This is a genomic window from Luteimonas sp. RIT-PG2_3, from assembly GCF_054902115.1.
Genome location: NZ_JBUBPF010000003.1, coordinates 296949 through 315069, shown reverse-complemented (window position 1 = coordinate 315069; position 18121 = coordinate 296949). Strand labels below are relative to the sequence as shown.

Sequence of the window (18121 nt, the reverse complement as noted above, 5' to 3'; positions counted from 1 at the left end):
TGCAGACGGACTTTGTGATTATCAATCACAAAATGAGAGGTGCCGGATACTTTGCTATTCGACGTTGCTACGATTTTTGATCAGCCATGTGTTGTGGCGGAAATAGTCAGTTTCCGTAACGGCTGTCACCTTTTCTCCATGAATTCCCAGAAGGAACGCTTTCAATGAACATCAAGTCATGTGCCCAAGCCTCGCGTGCCGCTGAACAAGAGCGCATCGCCCGCGTGCGTGCAGAACTGTTGTTGCGGGGCGGACGCTTCATAAAGTTCAAGGGAATTCTCGCCAGCATCGGACCCAATGTGGCCAGCGTGAGCTTGGTTGCCGGATTGGCCATTGCTCAGCCGGCGCTGGCAGCAGATATCGTCATCAACGAGCCTCCGTCGGATGCTCCGGTCGTCGTTCGATCACCGGGAGTGGATAATGTGACGGTCACATCGACGGGCCTGATCACGAATGGAAGCGATGCGGCCCACTCCCCGATTGATATCCAGACGGATGTGAACTCAGATGCAATTACGGTGAACGTCCACGACGTCAACGTGACTGCTGGAAACCTGGGTGCGATATTCGTCACCACGGATGGCACAGGCGATGTGGCCGTCACTTCGGATGGCGATGTGACGGGAACCCGGAAGGGCATCAACATCACGCACACCGGTAGCGGGAATGTCTCCGTTACTTCGACGGGGACCATTACCGGCAGCGCCGACAGTGGCGTTCGCGTCCTCCGCGACGGCAGCGAGGCTGGTTTCGATGTCGCCGTGAACGTCAATCAGGTGACGGCAAACGTCGGCGGTTTGGGCGCTGCGCTCGATATCGGCAATGCCAGCGCCGGTGGATCATTGACGGTGACGGCAACCGGTACGGTGACCAACACTTTGGGGCATGCCATCCGTATCAACGGGGTCGACGGCAACAGTGACGGCAATTTGGGCGGTCCGCTGACCATCGACGTCAAGGATATCGTGGCCGGCAGCCGCGCCAGTGCCGGGGATACCTTCGTCTCTAACGGTGGCGACGGCATCCAGTTGGTGGGTCGGGTCGGTCAGGCGGGCATGCAGCCTACCAACATTACCACCGGCAACATCGACGTCGCTGGAACGGGCGTGAATCTCGGGTTCGCTATCAACATGGTTGATGGCGAAACGACGGTCACCACCGGGAACATCACGGCGGGCGGCGCAGGCGTCGTGATCGAGTCGAACGACAATGCCAACAATTACGCAATCAACGTCCAGACTGGCAACGTGACCACCGGCAGTACGGGCGTCACCGTCAACCAGTCAGGAACCGGCAGCATCTCGGTTGAAACCGGCGATATCAATGCGGGCATGGCGGCTTCCGGGGTCAATGGCTTCCAGAACGGTGGCGGCTATGGCGTCCGGCTCGACAGCGACCCGCACGGGACTACCACGGCGGGACCTGGCGGATCGGATTGGAACCTTACGACCGGAGATATCACTGTCACCAATCGTGCCACCGGCGACTTCGCAGGGACGGGCATCGGGCTCGGCACGATCGCGAACGGCGGCAACGGCGATACGACGGTGACGGCGGGCAATATCCAGGCCGGCACCGGCGTTGTCTACAACCGCAATGGCACCGGTAAGGTCAGCATCACGACCGGCGACATCACCGCGACGACAGGTGACGGCATCCGGTACGGCGTCAACATCGTCAAGAATGACCTGGTCATCAATGCCGGCAACATCACGGCCGCGGGCAGGGGCATTGCCGGCGACACGCTCGGTAGCACCGATCTCGCCAACATCACCACGATCAACGTCGGCGACATCACGTCCGGCGGCGATGGTATTGACATCACCCACAGCGGCACGGGGGCTGCAACGATCAATGCTGCTGGGACGATCCAGTCGGACCGCATCGGCGTCAATCTGACGAATGATTCCGCGACCTTCTACTCCCCAGCGCCCGACAGCCAGACCATCATCACCGTCAACAATATTGATACGCCGAACAACACGGCGATCAATGTGGACTCCAGGGCGGTCAAGGGAACGACGATCACCACGAACGGCGCCATCAATACGCTGTCGGCTGGAACTATCACCGGTGATGGTATGCGCGTGACGGAGCGCGAAGGTCCCCTGACGATCAACATCGCAGCGGGCAGCACCATTACGTCCTACAACAACACGATGGAGCTGACCAACAACGGTACCGCGGGAACGACGATCAATGTCGATGGCACGCTGCGGTCAACGGCGCTGACAGGTGGTAGCGATGGCGTCATCTGGACGTGGGGCACCCCCGGAACGACGACGGTCAACATCAATGACGGCTCCACGGTACAAGCGGCAGGTCGAACCGGTTTTGCGATGACCGACAACGGTGGCGATTCGGTGATCACCGTTGGCGCGGCTACGGTGACCGGCGGCTTCCGCCTGGGGACCGGTGCTGACGTGCTGACCTTCAACCGAACCGACATGACGAATGTCGGGACGCTGGATGGCGGCGTCGACGATGCCGTCGATGTTCTGAACCTGAACGCCGTGAGCAACCTGACGCGTAACCTCGATGCCGCGGGTCAGGAAATTCAGAACTGGAGGGCCGTGAATCTCAATGGCGGCACGGCGGATCTGGTCGGCACGATGACGGCCGGTACCTTCACCCTGGGCAGGGACGCTGCTGGCAATCCTGCGGTGCTGTCCATTGGGGCAGGTACTGTAGGTGACACGTTGACCATCGGGGCCCTCACCGCCACGAGCGGCAACTACGTCGGCGCCGGTGGCAGCATCCTGCTCGACGTCGATGCGTCCACGCACACGTCCGATAAGCTGGTGGTCGATGGCAACGTCAGTGGCGTGACGGGCCTGGCAGTGAACAACCTGACACCAACGGGCGCGCTGTCTGATGAGCAGGATATCGCCGTGGTGGACGTCAGAGGTACGTCGTCACCGGGTGACGCCTTCGTGCTGGCGTATGGTCCGGCGCAGATGGGTGGGCGCGCCTATCAACTGCAGCAGGGCGACTCGGCGGGCGCCAATCCCCTGGATTGGTTCCTGACGCTGCAAGCTTGCCCGGCGGGCGGATTGAACGAGACCAATGGCACCTCGCTGGGCTGCATCACCGACGACACGCTGACCGTGAATGGCACGGAAGTCTTTGCCGGCAACTTCGAAGGCGCTGGCGGCATGGACATCCTCACGGTCGCAGGTGGCGCCTCGGTAGGCGGTATCGTGGCCGGCGGAGAGGTCGGCGCCGACGCCAGCGCGGAGCAGGACGGCGCGGACCTGATTGTCATCAACACCACGGGATCAGTCGGCGGCGTACAGGGCAACCTGGGCGATGACGTGATCTATGTCGTGGGCGGCAGCACCGTCGTGGCGAATGTCGAAGGCAATGAGGGCAGCAACCAGATCAGGATTGGTGGCCTGGGCGCCCTTCCCGACGGAAGCGTGCCGGCTACCGATGCCGTAACGGTGGGGGGCGACGTGCTCGGCGGCGACGGCACGGCCACGGATGGCAACAACCAGATCTGGGTGCTGGGCGGCGCGCACGTGAGCGGCAAGGTCGCTGGCGGAAACGGCAATGACACCATCGTTCTGAACGGTGCCACGGCAGCGGTCGACGGCGCCATCGAAGGCGGTGAAGGCAACGACACGATTGCCCTGATGCAAGGCACTGTGGCCAGCGTGGCCGGTGGTGCCGGTAACGACAATATCAGTCTGAGCGGTGCTGCTGTCAGCGGTGAGATCGACGCTGGCGAGGGCAACAACATCGTGACGCTGAGCGCCGGAACGGCGGGTAGCGTGTCGGCAGGAGCCGGTGTCGATACCATCACACTGGCCGGTGCTGCGATCAGCGGCGCCATCAACAGCGGTGCCGGGAATGACATCATCAACCTCACCAGCGGTACGGTGGCTGGCGGCGTCAATGCCGGCGATGGTGCGGATACGCTGAACGTCGCGGGTGCGACTTTCACTCTGGGCAATACCAGGCTGGACGGTGGCGCTGCAGGGCAGGGGAACATCCTGAACTTGAACAGCGTCAACCAGACGCTGATTGCGCCGCAGAGCAATCTGGTGAACTGGGATACCGTCAACGCCAATAGCTCGACGCTGACGGTCGGCGGTGGCGATTCGCTGACGGCGGCGCAGGTCAACCTGATCAATTCGACGATCGTGGCCCGCAGTGGTTTCACCATCAACGGCAATCTGAGCCTCAATCCGGCAACGATTGACATGCAGGATGACGCGACCGGTGACACGTTCAACGTCACCGGGAACTACGCGGCCATCGGTTCAGGAAATACGCTGAAGATCGACGCCAACTTTGCGACAGATGTGGCGGACGAGCTCCATGTGGGCGGTTCGATCACCGGCGTCACGGCATTGAACGTCAAAGACCTCACTCCGGCGACCGCAGAAGCGACAGGTCAGGATGTGCTCGTCGCGACGGCTGGCGGTAGTGTGGACGCTTCGAACTTCAGCCTCGTCGGCGGACCGATCGTCAACGGCATCTGGGACTACGATCTGGCAAACGGCGCTGAGCCTAAAACCGTCGTGTTGCGCGGCGGTCTGAATTCTCTTGGTGCGTTGTACAGCGGAGCGGCAGGTGCCTTGGCGGATGCCTTTGGTGAACTTCCGACCCTGGAGGAGCGCGTCGGACAGCGGCAGTGGCTGGCCGGAGGCAATGACAGTGCGTTCGGCGGTCTGTGGGTTCGTATGACGGCCGATCAGACAACCAAGACGCCCAAGAGCAGCACTGTTGATTTCAGCACGCGCAACGATACCTGGGGCGTGCAGGTCGGTGCCGACTTCGCGCTGTTCGACAATGACGAAGGCGGGCGCCTGAGCGCGGGCGTCACCGGCCAGTACAAGGGCATGGACGCCAGGATCAGCAGGCCGGAGGCCGCCGACAGAGGCAAGATCAGGGCCGATGGTGCTGGTGTCGGCGTGAACCTCACCTGGAACAGCGCGGGCGGCGAATACGTGGATTTCCAGGCCCAGTACAACAAGGCGTCCGCCGATCTGGGCACGACGAGCCACGGCACCACCGTGCAAGGGTTGGATGTGGAATCGACGTCGGTCAGCCTGGAAGCCGGCAATCGCTTCGTGATCGGTGAGGGCCGCAAGAGCGTACTGGTGCCGCAGGCGCAGGTGAGCTGGAGCCAGCTGAGCTCCGATACCTTCACCGACAGCAAGGGCGTGAAGGTCGATCTTGGTAACCACAAGAACAACGTCGCGCGAATCGGCTTGGCATATGAGTACCATGCCAACGGCGCGAATCTGACCGGTCCGGACAACGGTGGCAAGATGTTCTATGCCATCGTCAATGTCGTGCAATCCCTCAGGCCGCACCACACCACCATTGCGCAGAACATGGAACTGGTCACGAGCGACCAGCCGACCTGGGTCGAGATCGGTGTGGGTGGATCCATTGCCCTGGGCAGCAACGCGCTCCTGTATGGGCAGGCGACTTACGGCCAGTCTGAAAAGAACGCGAGCGACAACCATGGCGTTGGCGGGACGGTGGGGGTGCGCTGGGACTTCTGAACCTGGCTTTCCGGAGGCTCCAGCGCTTGATGACTGGAGCCATGGACAGCGAGAAGAAGAGCGAGCGGCCCCCATGGTGCGCCAGCACCGAAACGAGCTTGGCTCAAGCAGGCGGCGATCGACCCGATCGCCGCCTGTTCCGTTTAGAGGGTGCGGACTTCCGGCACGCGGGCGCGGCAGGCAGAGTGGGTGCAGGAGAGTTCCGGTTCAGCCGGACAGCGTGACCCGAGCCAGCTGTCTTTGACTCCCGGACCGGTTCAGCGCCCGCAGCTCACCTGGTGAGCATCAGACGTGAAATGTCGAGACGACTTCGCGAACCTCTCGAACAACGGGTTGTGCTCACGCAAGTACCCAACAAGCCTGGTCTGCGTGCATGGACGACTTGGGTGGTCCACTGGCGGAGACGTCTCCAGGAGGCTGGCGACATGGGTGGGCCCGGCTGACCTGAATGCAGCAGCGTTGCCATGGCCCCATTGAGGTACGCGATACGGGCCTGTGATCGCAGGACCTCAGAATCTATGCGTCGCACCCGCCGTAAAGTACCGCCCCAGAACATCGTTGATGGCTATGTTGTAACCACCTGTTCCGGCGCGATAATTTGTGGGGTTTTGATCAAGCAAATTGCTGATGCCAAACGAGTATGACCAGCCGCCTGGTGCGGCGTAGCTGGTACCAACTCCCCAAATCGCCGCAGACGGATTGGTGCATTTTCCCAGCTCGCGATTGGTCGCCGGGCATGACTCTCCCGCAACATAAGCATGCGACGTGCCGAAATGGCGCAACGATAGCGTCGTCGTCCAGTTGCCGTACTGCCATTTCATGTTGCCCAGTACCGTCAGCTTGGGCACGTCATGGCCTGCATGGTCGATGGGCCTTGACTGCATGACATTCGCGGTGGCATATTGGCTGAGGTAGTGTGCGGCGAGACTAAGACTGAACTCTCCGAAACTCTGGCTTCGCCAGAAATAGTTCGACTCGAACTCCAATCCTTGCGTTTCGGACGAGCCGATATTGGCAAGGTACTTGTTTGCTCGATACAGCACGCCATCGTCGTCGCGAATCAGTCCGTCCGGGAAAAGGGAGGGATATCTGAACGCGTCGGCGATGCCGAACTCATTGGTGCGAGAAATGCGGTAACCATCCAGGCTTGCACTGAACGCACGTGTCGGCGCCCAGGCCACGCCCACGGTCAGGCTGCGGGAAAATTCGGCGCGTAGATGAGGATTCTCGCCAACACCATATTCCACCCGGCAGAGATTTGGAACGATTTGGATGCAAGGCAGTAGTTGCGGACTGGCTCGCAACGACACGTTGTCGGTACCCAAATCAAACGGTACGCGTTTATCGCTCAAGCTGGGTGCCCGATAGCCTTGGCCAAGACTGGCGCGAACGAGCAGGGTTCGGCTTGGAGTCCATTTCACGCCGATCCGTGGCGACATATTGGAGCGAAAGCCATTGTGATGGTCGATACGGATGGCCAGATCCGCCTGTAGCGTGTGACGCAGGGGCAAATCGAGCTCAGCGAAGATGGCGGAATCGCGACCATGCAGGTCGTAAGGCGCAATGCCCGTTGAGCCGAGGGATATTTCGCGATTCACTTGCAGCGGGTCTGGCACATTCCGGCGATGCGCTGAATGGATCGCCACCCCCAGTTCAATCTGGGCGAGTCGACCGAACGCATCGAACAATCCGCGGTTCGCAGTGGCTTCCAGTGTATCGACAGAATAGTAGCCGGACGGATGGATAGCGGCGCGCATCGCGTTCATGACGTCGGTATTGTCCGAACCATCGATCCGGATGCGATTGATGTTCTCCCTGACTTCGGATAGCAGGAAAACGTTGTCGATCGTGCTGTGGACGCTGCTCTTGCTGTGAGACAAGGCGACGTCCCAGCTCCATCCTCGCGTCAGGCCTGCCAGCCCGAGCGAAACGTCACTGGTGACGCTGGTGCTGTGGTTTCTGGGTGCGCCGAATTCATAGAATGCGTAGTCGACATCCAAATTGGCAGCGGGCGCCAGTGCGTAGTCGGGATGAGCGGGCGTAATTGAAAAAAAACTAATCACAGGAGGGTACTGAAGCGTGTGCTTGCTCTGTGTACGCAAACCAGTAAAGTGCAACGAGAGAGAATTGCCTAGCGCTTGGTTCCAGTGCGCGTATACGGACTTGTTGAGTAGATCGGGCTGCAGGGTTCTGTATCTTGCGGAGTCGAAGCGACAATAGGGGGAGTCAGGATCTTCGCCCCTGGCTTGGCATTGTGGAAGTCGGAGCAGGGGTGTCCCTTGTCTGGTCGAGAACCCAATGAGTGGGCGTTCGTCCGGTAGCCCATGTGCTGATCGGTCATCTGTGTGCCACTTACGACGGTCCCCGCCAAGCTCATCCTGAGACGTGATGTTTGCCGCAAGCATGAGGTTTCCGCCTCCGGGTGTCTGCGCTCCGAAGATCACGGATGCTCGGCGGGATGGGGCATCTCCTTGCTGCGAGATGCCAAGCTGAGAAGATGCCTCGCCTCCTGCATGATCCTTCTTGAGAATGATATTGATTGTGCCTGCCATAGCATCCGCACCGTAGATTGCTGAAGCGCCGCCACGCAGGATTTCGATGCGGTCTATGAAACTCAAGGGGATACTGTTCAGGTCGAATATCCCGCCGAGTTCTGCCGACGCGAGGCCGAAATGTGCAATGCGTCGTCCGTCCAACAGGTACAGTGTTGAGCGGGGGCCGAGAGAATACAGACTCGCGGACGCCGCAATGATCGTTGGGTAGTATCTTCCTTCGCTGGCGACGGTGACCGGGTGGTGGCTGACCAGGCCAGGTTGCTGACTCAACAGGTCGTGCAGCGTCCCGCGTCCGCTGCGCTCAATGTCTTCTGCGGTGATCACGGTCATGGGGAATGACAATTCCATCGAGGTGCGTGGAATACGTGTGCCGGTGACGTTGACCGAAGCGAGCTCGATCACGCTGGACGGCTGGGTGGTTTCCGGCTGCACGGAAGAGACCAGGGGCGCGCGCGCCTGGTCTTTCGTGCTTCGCAGAAGATATGTGTTCGGGTTGACGGTCACCGCCGTCAGTCCATGCTCCGAAAGAAGTCGGGCAAGTCCCGCGGATCGGGCGTGGTCACCCCGCAGACCAGGACTATGCTTGCCACGGACCAGCATTGGGGAGTAGAGCAGCTGAATATTCGATTGGTCGGCGAACGCCCGCAAGGCGTCATCGAGCGTGCCCGATGGAACCTCATAGCGGGACGTTGGGGCGGAGTTCGCCTGCACGGCAATGGCGTCTTGCGCGGAAATCGCTATGCATGCCGAGACGAGCAGCCGTGTCAGAACGCTTGTTGGTGGATTGGGTGACGCATGTCTTGCAAAGTTTTTGCCGCAGGGCCGGATCGGCATGGTCGTCGGTGCTCCCCAGCACCTATTGCTTCGATGTAGACAACTCGATCTGATGCTTGGCGACTTGCTTTGCTTGTAACCCCCAGCCCTGGTGCAGGGCGGCGAGCAATCCAGGCTGGTCATGGGCATCAAACATGCCACTGACGCGGATATCACCCAATGCGGCGTCCGACAGAATCAACTGGTTCTGGGAATAGCGGTTGAATTGCGCGATCAAGTCGGCGAGGCGCTCTTCATTGAATGTCAGGCGCCCATGAAGCCAGCTCTCCGCATCACTACGATCAATGCTTGTCCGGTGGGCGAATTCTCCGGTTGGGCCATAGGTGAGTTGTTGCAACGGTCGCAGTTCCAATGAGTGAACAGATTGGTTGTCTCGCGTGTCGACAACAACCCGTCCTTGCAACAGGCTGACAACCGTGCGCCCGTTCTGTCGCTCCACCTGGAATACGGTCCCGAGCGCGCGGGTGGTGCCCACACCTGAAGTCACCACGAAAGGTCGATTGCCATCGTGCGCGACATTGGCTTGCAAGCGGCCGCTCAGAAGCTCCACGTGACGCTGAGAATGCCCATATGCCACCAGCACCAGAGTATTCGCGTCCAGGAACAGTCCAGACCCATCCGGCAGATCTACGCGGCGCTGTTCGCCGATCTGTGTCGCATACTGCAGGGGCGCCGCCTGCCGTAGGTCGATGAACAACCAAATTGCTCCTCCCAGCGCGAGTAGCAACGCGGCTGCCAAAGCGAAGCCGGGATGCCAGACGCGTCTGCAGTGCCTTGTTGGAGTCTCGTCTGCATGATGTTCCGGGTTGCGCAGCGCTGGATCTGACCTCAGCGCTCCAGCCCATCGATGAATGCGTTCGACTTCAGCGTAGTCGAGCGCATTGCGGGGAGACAAGGCCAGCCAATCTTCGAAAGCCCTGTGTTCATCTGCGCTGCAATCGGGCGATAGCAGTCGTGCCAGCCAGTCTTCGGCTGAGCGGGGCAGGTCCTGGAGAGATGAGGAAGTGGAAACGTTCATGGATTCTGGTCGTCGCTGTCTGTAGATCCCGCTTGAACTGAGAGCAACCTCCTGAGCGAAGACAGGGCTCTACCTACATTCTTCTCGACCGCTTTGGTGGAAATGCCGCAATGCTTGGAAATCTGACTATAGCTCATGCCATCAACGCGATTGAGCAGGTAGATCTCCTTGCAGCGTGCTGGCAGCTGGTCAATGGCGGCCCGTACACGCGCGAGTTCCTCTTGATGCTCTGTCCATTGCTCGGGTTGCGGCAATTCGTCCGGGACGTCATCAAGATCGGAATTGGTATCGCATAGGGGTATCTGGCGCACACCGGACTCTCGCCGTCGGAAATCATGGAGCGCGTTGAGCGCAATCCGGTATAGCAGCGGTCTCAGGTCGGCGGCGGGCAGGTTGCGGTAGCGCGTCAGCTTGAACAGGCTTTCCTGCGCAATGTCTTGGGCATCGTCATGCAAAGTCACGTACTTGCGGAGATAACGGACCAGGATCGGGCGTTGTTGAACCAGAAACCGCTCAAAAGAACGCTCGCTGGATGCGATTTCTGTGACGACAGTCATGCAATACAGGCCCGTGGGAAACGGGCTCCGTATGCTGGCCCATGTGACTGATACTAACCAAATTAAGGCGGGATTCTGACAGGCATTTGGCAGGGCAGGTAGGTAGGGAGGGTGGTGTTCTTTTACGTTGCCTGCCGGAGCTGGGGGGTGTCTAGGCAGGTGACGGCGGTGGAAACGCGGGCCCCTTTCCCCGGCAGACGAATGCCAGCCTTGATCCGCCGATGGAACTCATGAAAGTGCAGCAACCCGGTTTGGCTGCAGGGTGCGGGACGAGGTCGCTCAAGCTGGGATGGTTCGACTCCCTAAACCGCCCCTTCCTGGACGACCCTGCCTTGCGCGAGGTTGGGTAGAGGAGTGCATTCCTGGGTTCCAGCCAATCACAGCGCCCTGCATCCACTCTTGACCTTGGTGGTCCAAAGTGCGGGGTAGCGTGTGGATGGTGGGTACATGGCCCGGAGAACCCAGGCCAGTCCTTGCGGTTCTCGATCCTCATCGACTTTCAGAGATGGCCCTTGTTTACGTCGAGCAACGGTGACTCCACGCGTGGATAGGGAAGATCGACTGCGGTCGAAGGTAGGGAGTTCTAGAGGATTCTACGTTTCATGGCGCAGGGACAGGGCGTAGGGATGAACCATGGACATGGCGACGCGTATACGCGTGGCGCGGCGGAGTGCAGGACTGACGCAAAGCCAGTTGGCAGAGCGAATCGGCGTGACGCGTGGTGCGGTCGCAAATTGGGAGATCAGCACGCGCCCCAAGCCCAGCGTGGGCAACCTGGTTGTGCTTGCGACCACGACCGGCGTGTCCTTCGAATGGGTAGCGACCGGGCGCGGCGACATCCAGTTCCGGGAATGAAGAAGGGCATATGGGCTTGGTGATTGTCGACCACGAAGTGTGGCGCAAGACTCATCACGCTTCGTCGGGTCGGACGGAAGCGCAAGGATCGGTGTGAGCGGCAACCGAGGCCGACTATAGGGCAGTCAGACTCGCAAGCCTGACTTGGGGGAGGACGAACCTTCCTGTGCGGAGTGCGTCATAAGCAACATCGATTCCGGATTGTCCTCACTGACTATCGAGGGCCGGCTCTAAGCCCTCACTTGGCGTGGTTTCAGACCACACACGCCATTATCGGAAGCCGCGGTCCTAGGTAGAAGCATTGTTCTTGTGGGCTGATTGTGTGCCGACTCACAGAAGAGAGCACTGATCCTTTTTTCGTCAAGTCCGCTTCGATAATCTCGCAGACTTACGCTGGCTATCGACGTTTTTTTTGCACGGAGTTTTGCGTTTCCGGTAGCAGCTCACGTCAACTTGAGGCTATAGCAATATGAGCATATCTCGCAGCAAGGTCGGAAGCCCGGGGCGCTTGCCATGGGCCGTGGCGTCAGCGTTGGTCACGAGCGATGGCTCGGCTGTTGTTCGGCGTCTCCACCTGGCGCCTAGAGTCGATGTTCTTCTGGTGTTGGCAGTGCTTGCCGCATTGCCAGTGGTTTCGAGGGCGGCTGTCGTGCAGGACGCCACCACGGGCGCCGTATGTCAGCGGCCGGCTGCGACGGGCCCATGGACTTGCGCCATTCCCAATGCCAATGGTGGATTCGGAACGTTCTCTGGAATTGCCGACAATACGGGTGTGCCGGATTGGGCGGGGCTCGTGGGGCTGGCGGGCAGCAACCTTGGGACCGGGGCGATCGCCCTGGGGAATAGTTCGACGCGCGCGGAGGGCGACAACAGTATTGCCATCGGTTTCAATGCCGTGGCCGAGCGTGCAGCAGCAGGTGGGTCGGATTCCCTTGCGCAGAATGTCGCCATCGGAACCTATGTCACCGCCAGCACCCAGGGCAGCACGGATATCACCGGGACAGGTGGTGCTGTTGCGATCGGTAGCGGTTCGTCTGCGAATGGCGTTGGTGCGGTGGTGGTCGGTTCCGGTAACACTGCGATTGGGGATGGCGCGGTCGCCATCGGGCGCAGCAACAATGCGACTGCTGAAGGTGCTGTCGCGCTGGGCGATAGTGCCGCGGCAGATCAACGTCGGGCCCTGGCCTTGGGAACAACCAGTTCCGCTACTGCAGACTCTGGGGTGGCAGTGGGCAATGGGGCGAATGCGTCCGCGGACAGCTCAATTGCCATTGGTCGGATTTCAGTGGCGTCGGGTGCTGATTCAATCGCCATGAGTGACAGCGCATTGGCCAGTGGCGCCAGCTCTCTGGCGATTGGCCGCTCTTCGGAAGCAACCCAGGACTACGCGATCGCGATCGGTCGCGATGCCCGGAGTGATGGCATGAATGCCGTGGCGCTGGGTTACGAGGCCAGTGCCACGGCCGACAATGCACTGGCCTTTGGCACGCAGGCAGTCGCGTCAGGCCAGTACAGCACGTCCATGGGCTTTGGCAGCCAGGCGTCCGGCGCGATCAATACCGGTTTCCCATGGGAGCCCTTGGGGTATGCGACCGCTGTCGGTTACCAGAACATGGCCCTCGGGTCGCGTAGTACCGCGCTCGGCTTCGGGAACCAGACCTCCAGCTCCGACAGCGTGGCCGTCGGCACGCGCAACAACGCGACGGGGGATGGCTCTTTGGTGACAGGCGCCGTGGCAATGGGCATCGACAATGCTGCCCTCTGGGACGGCTCGGTCGCCGTGGGGACGACCAACACGGCCGATGGCCTGATGAGCAGTGCGCTCGGGACGGGCAACATCGCCGGTGCAGACGAGGCGGCGGCCGTAGGCAATGGCAATCTCGCCTCTGGGACGCGCAGCGTCGCAATGGGCGTGGGGACCTATCTGCTTGGATTTCCCGTGCTCAATGTTGCAGCGGGCGAGGAGAGTGTTGCGCTGGGTGTCATGAACAGTGCGGTGGGTGATCGCAGCCTTGCGGTAGGGCGCACGAGCGTCGCAGAGGCGCAGGACTCCATTGCTATCGGCAATTCCGCCTCGACGACAGCGTCCGCCGACCGCGGCACGGCCATCGGCACCCAGGCGCGGGTCAGTGTGGCGGATGGCGTCGCGCTGGGCGCAGGTAGTGTTGCCAGTACCGACAGCTCCAGCAACGACGCCACGCGTAGCGGTCATGTGCCTTCGGGAGCCAGTGCGGCGCAGCAGGCTGCGATCGCGGCCACCCGCAGTACCCTGGGCGCCGTGAGCGTCGGCGATGCGTCCAATGGTTCATTCCGCCAGATCACGGGCGTGGCCGCAGGAACGGAGGACAGTGACGCGGTGAACGTGGCTCAGCTCAGAGCGGTGCAGACTGCGGTCGCAGCCGGTGAGGTGGATTACTACAGCGTCAACAGTACCGGTGGAGGTAACGAGGCCAACGACGGTGCGACCGGCGATGACGCGATCGCCATCGGCAAGGACGCGGAGGCAGAGGGAGATGAGGCCGTCGCCGTCGGGTTTGGCGCGCGCGCCCAGGGAGATGGTGGTGTCGCGCTGGGCTCCGGTGCGCAGGCCTTGGCATTCAACAGCCTTGCGATCGGGACGGGTGCCGTTGCCAATCATGCCAACAGCATCGCGCTGGGTGCTGGATCCGTGACCACAGTGGGCGCGCAAGCCAGCTATCAGGCGGCGTATGTCGGCAACAGCAGTTCAACCGGCGAGGTCAACCTTGGCGGACGCCAGGTGACCGGCGTCGCTGCCGGATCAGTTGCCACCGACGCCGTCAATGTCGGTCAATTGCAGGCGGGGATCAGCAGCGTCGTCACGCAGTCCAGCAATTACACCGACGCGCAGATCGGAGCGGTCAACGTCCGCATCGACCAGGTCGATGCGCGTGTGACGCATGTGGAAGGCGAGATCACCGATATCCGGGGCGATATCGATGACCTCGATGGCCGGGTGACCAGTGTCGAGGGCGACGTCATCAACCTGAGCAATACCGTGGACGGGTTCGATGATCGCGTCACCGATCTGGAGCGTGGTGGCAGTGGCCCGTTCCAGGTCACCCAGGAGGAGGCTTACGTCGCACCGCAGGCCAGTGGCGCGAATGCATCGGCGGGTGGCAACGGCGCGGTGGCCAGCGGAAGCAACAGCACCGCGGTAGGCAATCAGAGCGTAGCCAGTGGCAGCAACAGCACGGCGATCGGAAATGACGCGAGCGCCTCTGCCACCGACAGTACGGCGATCGGGCAGGGAGCCACCGCCAGCCATGCCAATAGCGTCGCGCTGGGGCAGGGGTCGGCGACCTCGGTAGGCGCGCAGGCCGGATACAACGCAGCCTATGTCGGTACCAGTCAGTCCGTAGGCGAGGTCAATGTCGGGGAGCGTACGATCAGCGGTGTCGCCCCGGGCATCGCCGGTACGGATGCTGTCAACGTCAACCAGTTGTCCGCAGGGGTGACGCAGGCCATCAGTACAGCGAATCAATACACCGACCAGCGGCTCGGCGGGTTGCAGAACGACGTGTGGACACTCAATCGCGGCTATCGCGGTGCGACGGCTTCGGCGATGGCGATCGCGGGCCTGCCGCAAGCCTATCTGCCGGGCAAGAGCATGCTTGCGGTCGGCTTCGGCGGCTACCAGAGCGAGTACGGCATGGCGGTCGGATTGTCGGGGATCACCGACAACGGGCGCTATGTCTACAAGGCCTCGGCCAGCGGCAATACCTCGCGCGACTGGGGCTTCTCGGTCGGTGCCGGCATCCAGTGGTGAGTGCGCGGGAGGCGGTGATCCATCGCCTCCCGTCCTGGAACGATGGAATTTTCGCGGTGGCAGCGCGACGCCTGCCGCCCGGTCAGTTGAATAACGGGGAAACACAATGAAGATCTTGGTACGGAGCAAGCGCGGACGGATCGCGGGCATGTGTGTTGCGGGTATGTTGGTCGCCCTGCTGGGTGCGTGCGGGACCCGCCACGTCAGTCGGGATATCTCGCCGAACGGGCAGGCGGGCGAGGTGGTGTTCCCTGACGTGTCCGGCATTGTCCTGAAGGAAGGAACGTTCCCGAACATCGACAACCTGCGCGCGATCGGTCCGGGCGTGACGAAGGATCAGCTGTACGACCTGCTGGGGCGTCCCCACTTCCGCGAGGGCCTGGTCGGCGTGCGCGAGTGGGACTATCTCTTCCACTTCCGCACCGCTGACGGTGTCGTCACCTGCCAGTACAAGGTGATCTTCGACAAGGACTATCGCGGGCAGGGCTTCCATTGGGCTCCCGACTCCTGTGCGGAGCGCGTTCCCGACGCAGTTCATTGATGGGCAACCCACTCACCGCCGCTTCCCGCAGGCAAAGCGCCTCGTCAACGGTCTTGGGAATGCCCGGGCGTCAATACTTGTTGCGGCTCTCCGATTGGCGAAAGTGCTGCATAGCACTGCGTCGCATCGAGTCGTCGTTTGGGGTGGTTTTGTGGATAGCTTCGACAAGTTCATTAACAAGCATTTGATTTTAATGTAGCTATATTGAATTTCTGGTAGAGGCTACCTCGATCAAATTCTGGCTTTGATCAGCGGCTCATCGACCAGTTCGGTGGCCGTTTTTTTTGCCCGGCACATTCGTATCCAACACCGGGTTGCTTGCCGGCGAAACGTCGCGGCGGCGGCGGGATGGGATCGATCGCGCGATGCATGTGCCGTCGTGCACGGCGCCAAAAAAGGGCCAACATGGGGCCCTGATGTCGGCGGGGAGTCGCTGCCGTGCAACCGGGGAGATACCGTTCTGGTCCCGTGACGGACTGGGGCAGGTTGGTTGTGCTGGGCATGCACGTCGAACACGATCCCTGATTTCCCGGGGAACGACGCGGGCGGGCGCCTGGCCGGGACAGAAAAGCCAGGCGAGGACGCACGGCAATCGTGCGGGTCGTACGCGTGACGTCCGGCAGGTTCCTGCCGTTGGGCGCTCGCTTACACTGCCGATCCGACGGCCGCCGGCCGGCAGGTCTTGCCCCATGATTCCGTCCGATCTCGTGCTCGTCATTGCGCTGGCGGTGTTCTCGGCGGCGTGGTGGTGGCGTTCGCTGCCGGGTCGGTCCCGTGTCCTCGTGGGCTCGGCTGTCATCGCGCTGCTCGCTGGCGTGGTCGGCCTGGTACTGGGCCGGTGGCAGGCCGCGCCGGGCGTGGCGGTCGGGGTGGTGTTGCTGGTGGCGCTGGTGGTGCGCCGTCGCGCGACGATGGCGCCGCGTTCTGCCGCGCTGCGCCTGTTGAGCGGCAGCGTCGTCACGCTGATGGCGGCCGGGGTCTTCGTCTCGTTGTGGTGGTTCCCGGTGTCGGCGCTTCCGGTGCCGCCTGGGCCGCATGGAGTCGGCGTGCGGACGTTCGAGCTGGTCGATCGGTCCAGGCTGGGCGTGCTGGCCGCGGCGGCCGACGAACCGCGTCGCCTGCTGGTGCGCGTCTGGTATCCGGCGGGGGATCTGGAGGGGCGCGAGCCGCTGCGCTATTTCAGCGACATCGAGGCGCGGACAACGGCGCGTGGGCTGGGTGAGATGGTCGGCTTTCCGCCGTTCCTGACCTACCTGACCCATGTGCGCACGCATTCCTACGAGAGCGCGCCACTGCTGACCGGCGAAGCGCCGTGGCCGGTCGTGTTCTACAGCCATGGCTTCACGTCGTTCCTGGGCCAGAACACGGCGCTGATGGAAGCGCTGGCCAGCCACGGCTATGTGGTCTATTCGATCCAGCACCCGCATGATGCTGCGCCGACGCCGTTCCGCGACGGCACGGTCATTCCAACGGATCCGGCAATGGCGGTAGAAGCCGCGCGTCCACAATCGACCGCGGTCCGCCATGCGAAGGAGGGCCGCACGCTCGACGAACGCCTGGATGGCTTGATCGAAGGACGCCTGGAAGACGCTGCTTCCGATGACCGCATGGCCTTCCGCAGTGCGCCGGCCTGGATCGCGGATCGCCTCTTCGTGCATGACCAGTTGCAACGCGGTGCCGTGCCCGCCGATGTCGTCGCGATCGCGGCGGCCGGCGCATTCGATCGCGTTGGCGAGATGGGCATGTCGTTTGGCGGTGCGGTCGCGGGCGCGGTCTGCATCGTCGACCGCCGTTGCGGCGCGGGCGTCAACCTGGATGGCTGGGACACGCCGATGCTGGCGCTCGATGCCGACATGCCGGTGCCTTTCATGATGTTCCACTCCGACCTTGCCGCGCACGAGGACGAGATGGGTATGCCGAAGCGCCGGCCTGCGCGCAGCTACAACGAACTCGCGTATGAGCGTTTTGCAACCGCGGGGATGCGCCAGGATGTCGTGCGCGTGCAGTTGCTGGGAACCCGGCATCTGGGGTTGTCGGACCTGCCATGGTTCATCCGTCGCCCGCTGCGCGATCCGCTGTTCGGCAACGCCCCGGCCGAGGCCATGCTGGGCGCACCGATCGATTTCGTACTGGGTTTCTTCGACCACCATCTGCGCGGTCAGGCCAATGGCTTTCCGCAGCCGCAGCTCAATGCCTGGCGGGACGGGGTCGTCCAGGTCGACGGGCGTTACGTCCGTGACTGGTGGCGGGCGAAGCCGATGGCGGAACGCGAACAACTGGAGCGAAGGATCGCGTCGGCCAAGCTGGCGACGCCTGTCGCGAAGGCGATGCCGCGGGTGCGTTAGCAGGCGTGTCGGCATGCGCGCTGGCAGGTCGCGCCATTTGAGCTGGCCAATGCTCGCGCGCAGTAGAGCGCAACGAAATGCTCCGCAACCCGCCAGGCATTCTGTGCTCC

At 62.0% G+C, this 18121-nt stretch carries 8 protein-coding genes; 5 read left to right on the top strand and 3 right to left on the bottom strand.

The features are described from left to right. Nucleotides 1-164: 164 nt before the first annotated feature. A complete protein-coding gene (locus ACYX7E_RS06250) occupies nucleotides 165-5519 on the top strand; it encodes an autotransporter outer membrane beta-barrel domain-containing protein (protein WP_462079709.1) in 5355 nt (1784 codons plus the stop codon). A 509-nt stretch (nucleotides 5520-6028) separates the two neighbouring features. Here the strand turns inward: ACYX7E_RS06250 and ACYX7E_RS06245 are convergent. The 3 genes from ACYX7E_RS06245 to ACYX7E_RS06235 are packed head-to-tail and all read right to left on the bottom strand — an operon-like array spanning nucleotide 6029 to nucleotide 10483. Then, entirely contained in the window at nucleotides 6029-8908 is a 2880-nt protein-coding gene (locus tag ACYX7E_RS06245; protein ID WP_462079708.1) for a TonB-dependent receptor domain-containing protein, read from the bottom strand. A 22-nt stretch (nucleotides 8909-8930) separates the two neighbouring features. Next, nucleotides 8931-9926 (bottom strand): FecR family protein, encoded by a 996-nt coding sequence (locus ACYX7E_RS06240; protein ID WP_462079707.1) that lies wholly within the window; start codon nucleotides 9924-9926, stop codon nucleotides 8931-8933. Further along, a complete protein-coding gene (locus ACYX7E_RS06235) occupies nucleotides 9923-10483 on the bottom strand; it encodes an RNA polymerase sigma factor (RefSeq protein WP_462079706.1) in 561 nt (186 codons plus the stop codon). Before ACYX7E_RS06235 ends, ACYX7E_RS06240 begins: the two co-directional genes overlap by 4 nt. A 633-nt stretch (nucleotides 10484-11116) precedes the next feature. Here ACYX7E_RS06235 and ACYX7E_RS06230 point away from each other — a divergent pair. From ACYX7E_RS06230 to ACYX7E_RS06215, 4 genes are all read left to right on the top strand, one after another. After that, complete coding sequence (locus tag ACYX7E_RS06230; RefSeq protein WP_462079705.1) at nucleotides 11117-11338, top strand: helix-turn-helix transcriptional regulator; 222 nt, start codon at nucleotides 11117-11119, stop codon at nucleotides 11336-11338. Between the two features lie 649 nt (nucleotides 11339-11987). After that, complete coding sequence (locus ACYX7E_RS06225) at nucleotides 11988-15125, top strand: YadA-like family protein (RefSeq protein WP_462079704.1); 3138 nt, start codon at nucleotides 11988-11990, stop codon at nucleotides 15123-15125. Between the two features lie 106 nt (nucleotides 15126-15231). Then, the gene (locus tag ACYX7E_RS06220; RefSeq protein ID WP_462079703.1) at nucleotides 15232-15666 is read left to right on the top strand and encodes an outer membrane protein assembly factor BamE; all 435 of its coding nucleotides are present in this window, start codon (nucleotides 15232-15234) and stop codon (nucleotides 15664-15666) included. A 314-nt stretch (nucleotides 15667-15980) separates the two neighbouring features. Next, the gene (locus ACYX7E_RS06215) at nucleotides 15981-18011 is read left to right on the top strand and encodes an alpha/beta hydrolase (protein ID WP_462079702.1); all 2031 of its coding nucleotides are present in this window, start codon (nucleotides 15981-15983) and stop codon (nucleotides 18009-18011) included. Nucleotides 18012-18121: the final 110 nt, after the last annotated feature.

What these genes read in the sequence shown, in the direction of transcription:
- ACYX7E_RS06250 (WP_462079709.1), top strand. Translation starts at nt 165, where the DNA reads ATGAACATCAAGTCATGTGCCCAAGCCTCGCGTGCCGCTGAACAAGAG.
- ACYX7E_RS06245 (WP_462079708.1), bottom strand. Translation starts at nt 8,908, where the DNA reads ATGCCGATCCGGCCCTGCGGCAAAAACTTTGCAAGACATGCGTCACCC.
- ACYX7E_RS06240 (WP_462079707.1), bottom strand. Translation starts at nt 9,926, where the DNA reads ATGAACGTTTCCACTTCCTCATCTCTCCAGGACCTGCCCCGCTCAGCC.
- ACYX7E_RS06235 (WP_462079706.1), bottom strand. Translation starts at nt 10,483, where the DNA reads ATGACTGTCGTCACAGAAATCGCATCCAGCGAGCGTTCTTTTGAGCGG.
- ACYX7E_RS06230 (WP_462079705.1), top strand. Translation starts at nt 11,117, where the DNA reads ATGGACATGGCGACGCGTATACGCGTGGCGCGGCGGAGTGCAGGACTG.
- ACYX7E_RS06220 (WP_462079703.1), top strand. Translation starts at nt 15,232, where the DNA reads ATGAAGATCTTGGTACGGAGCAAGCGCGGACGGATCGCGGGCATGTGT.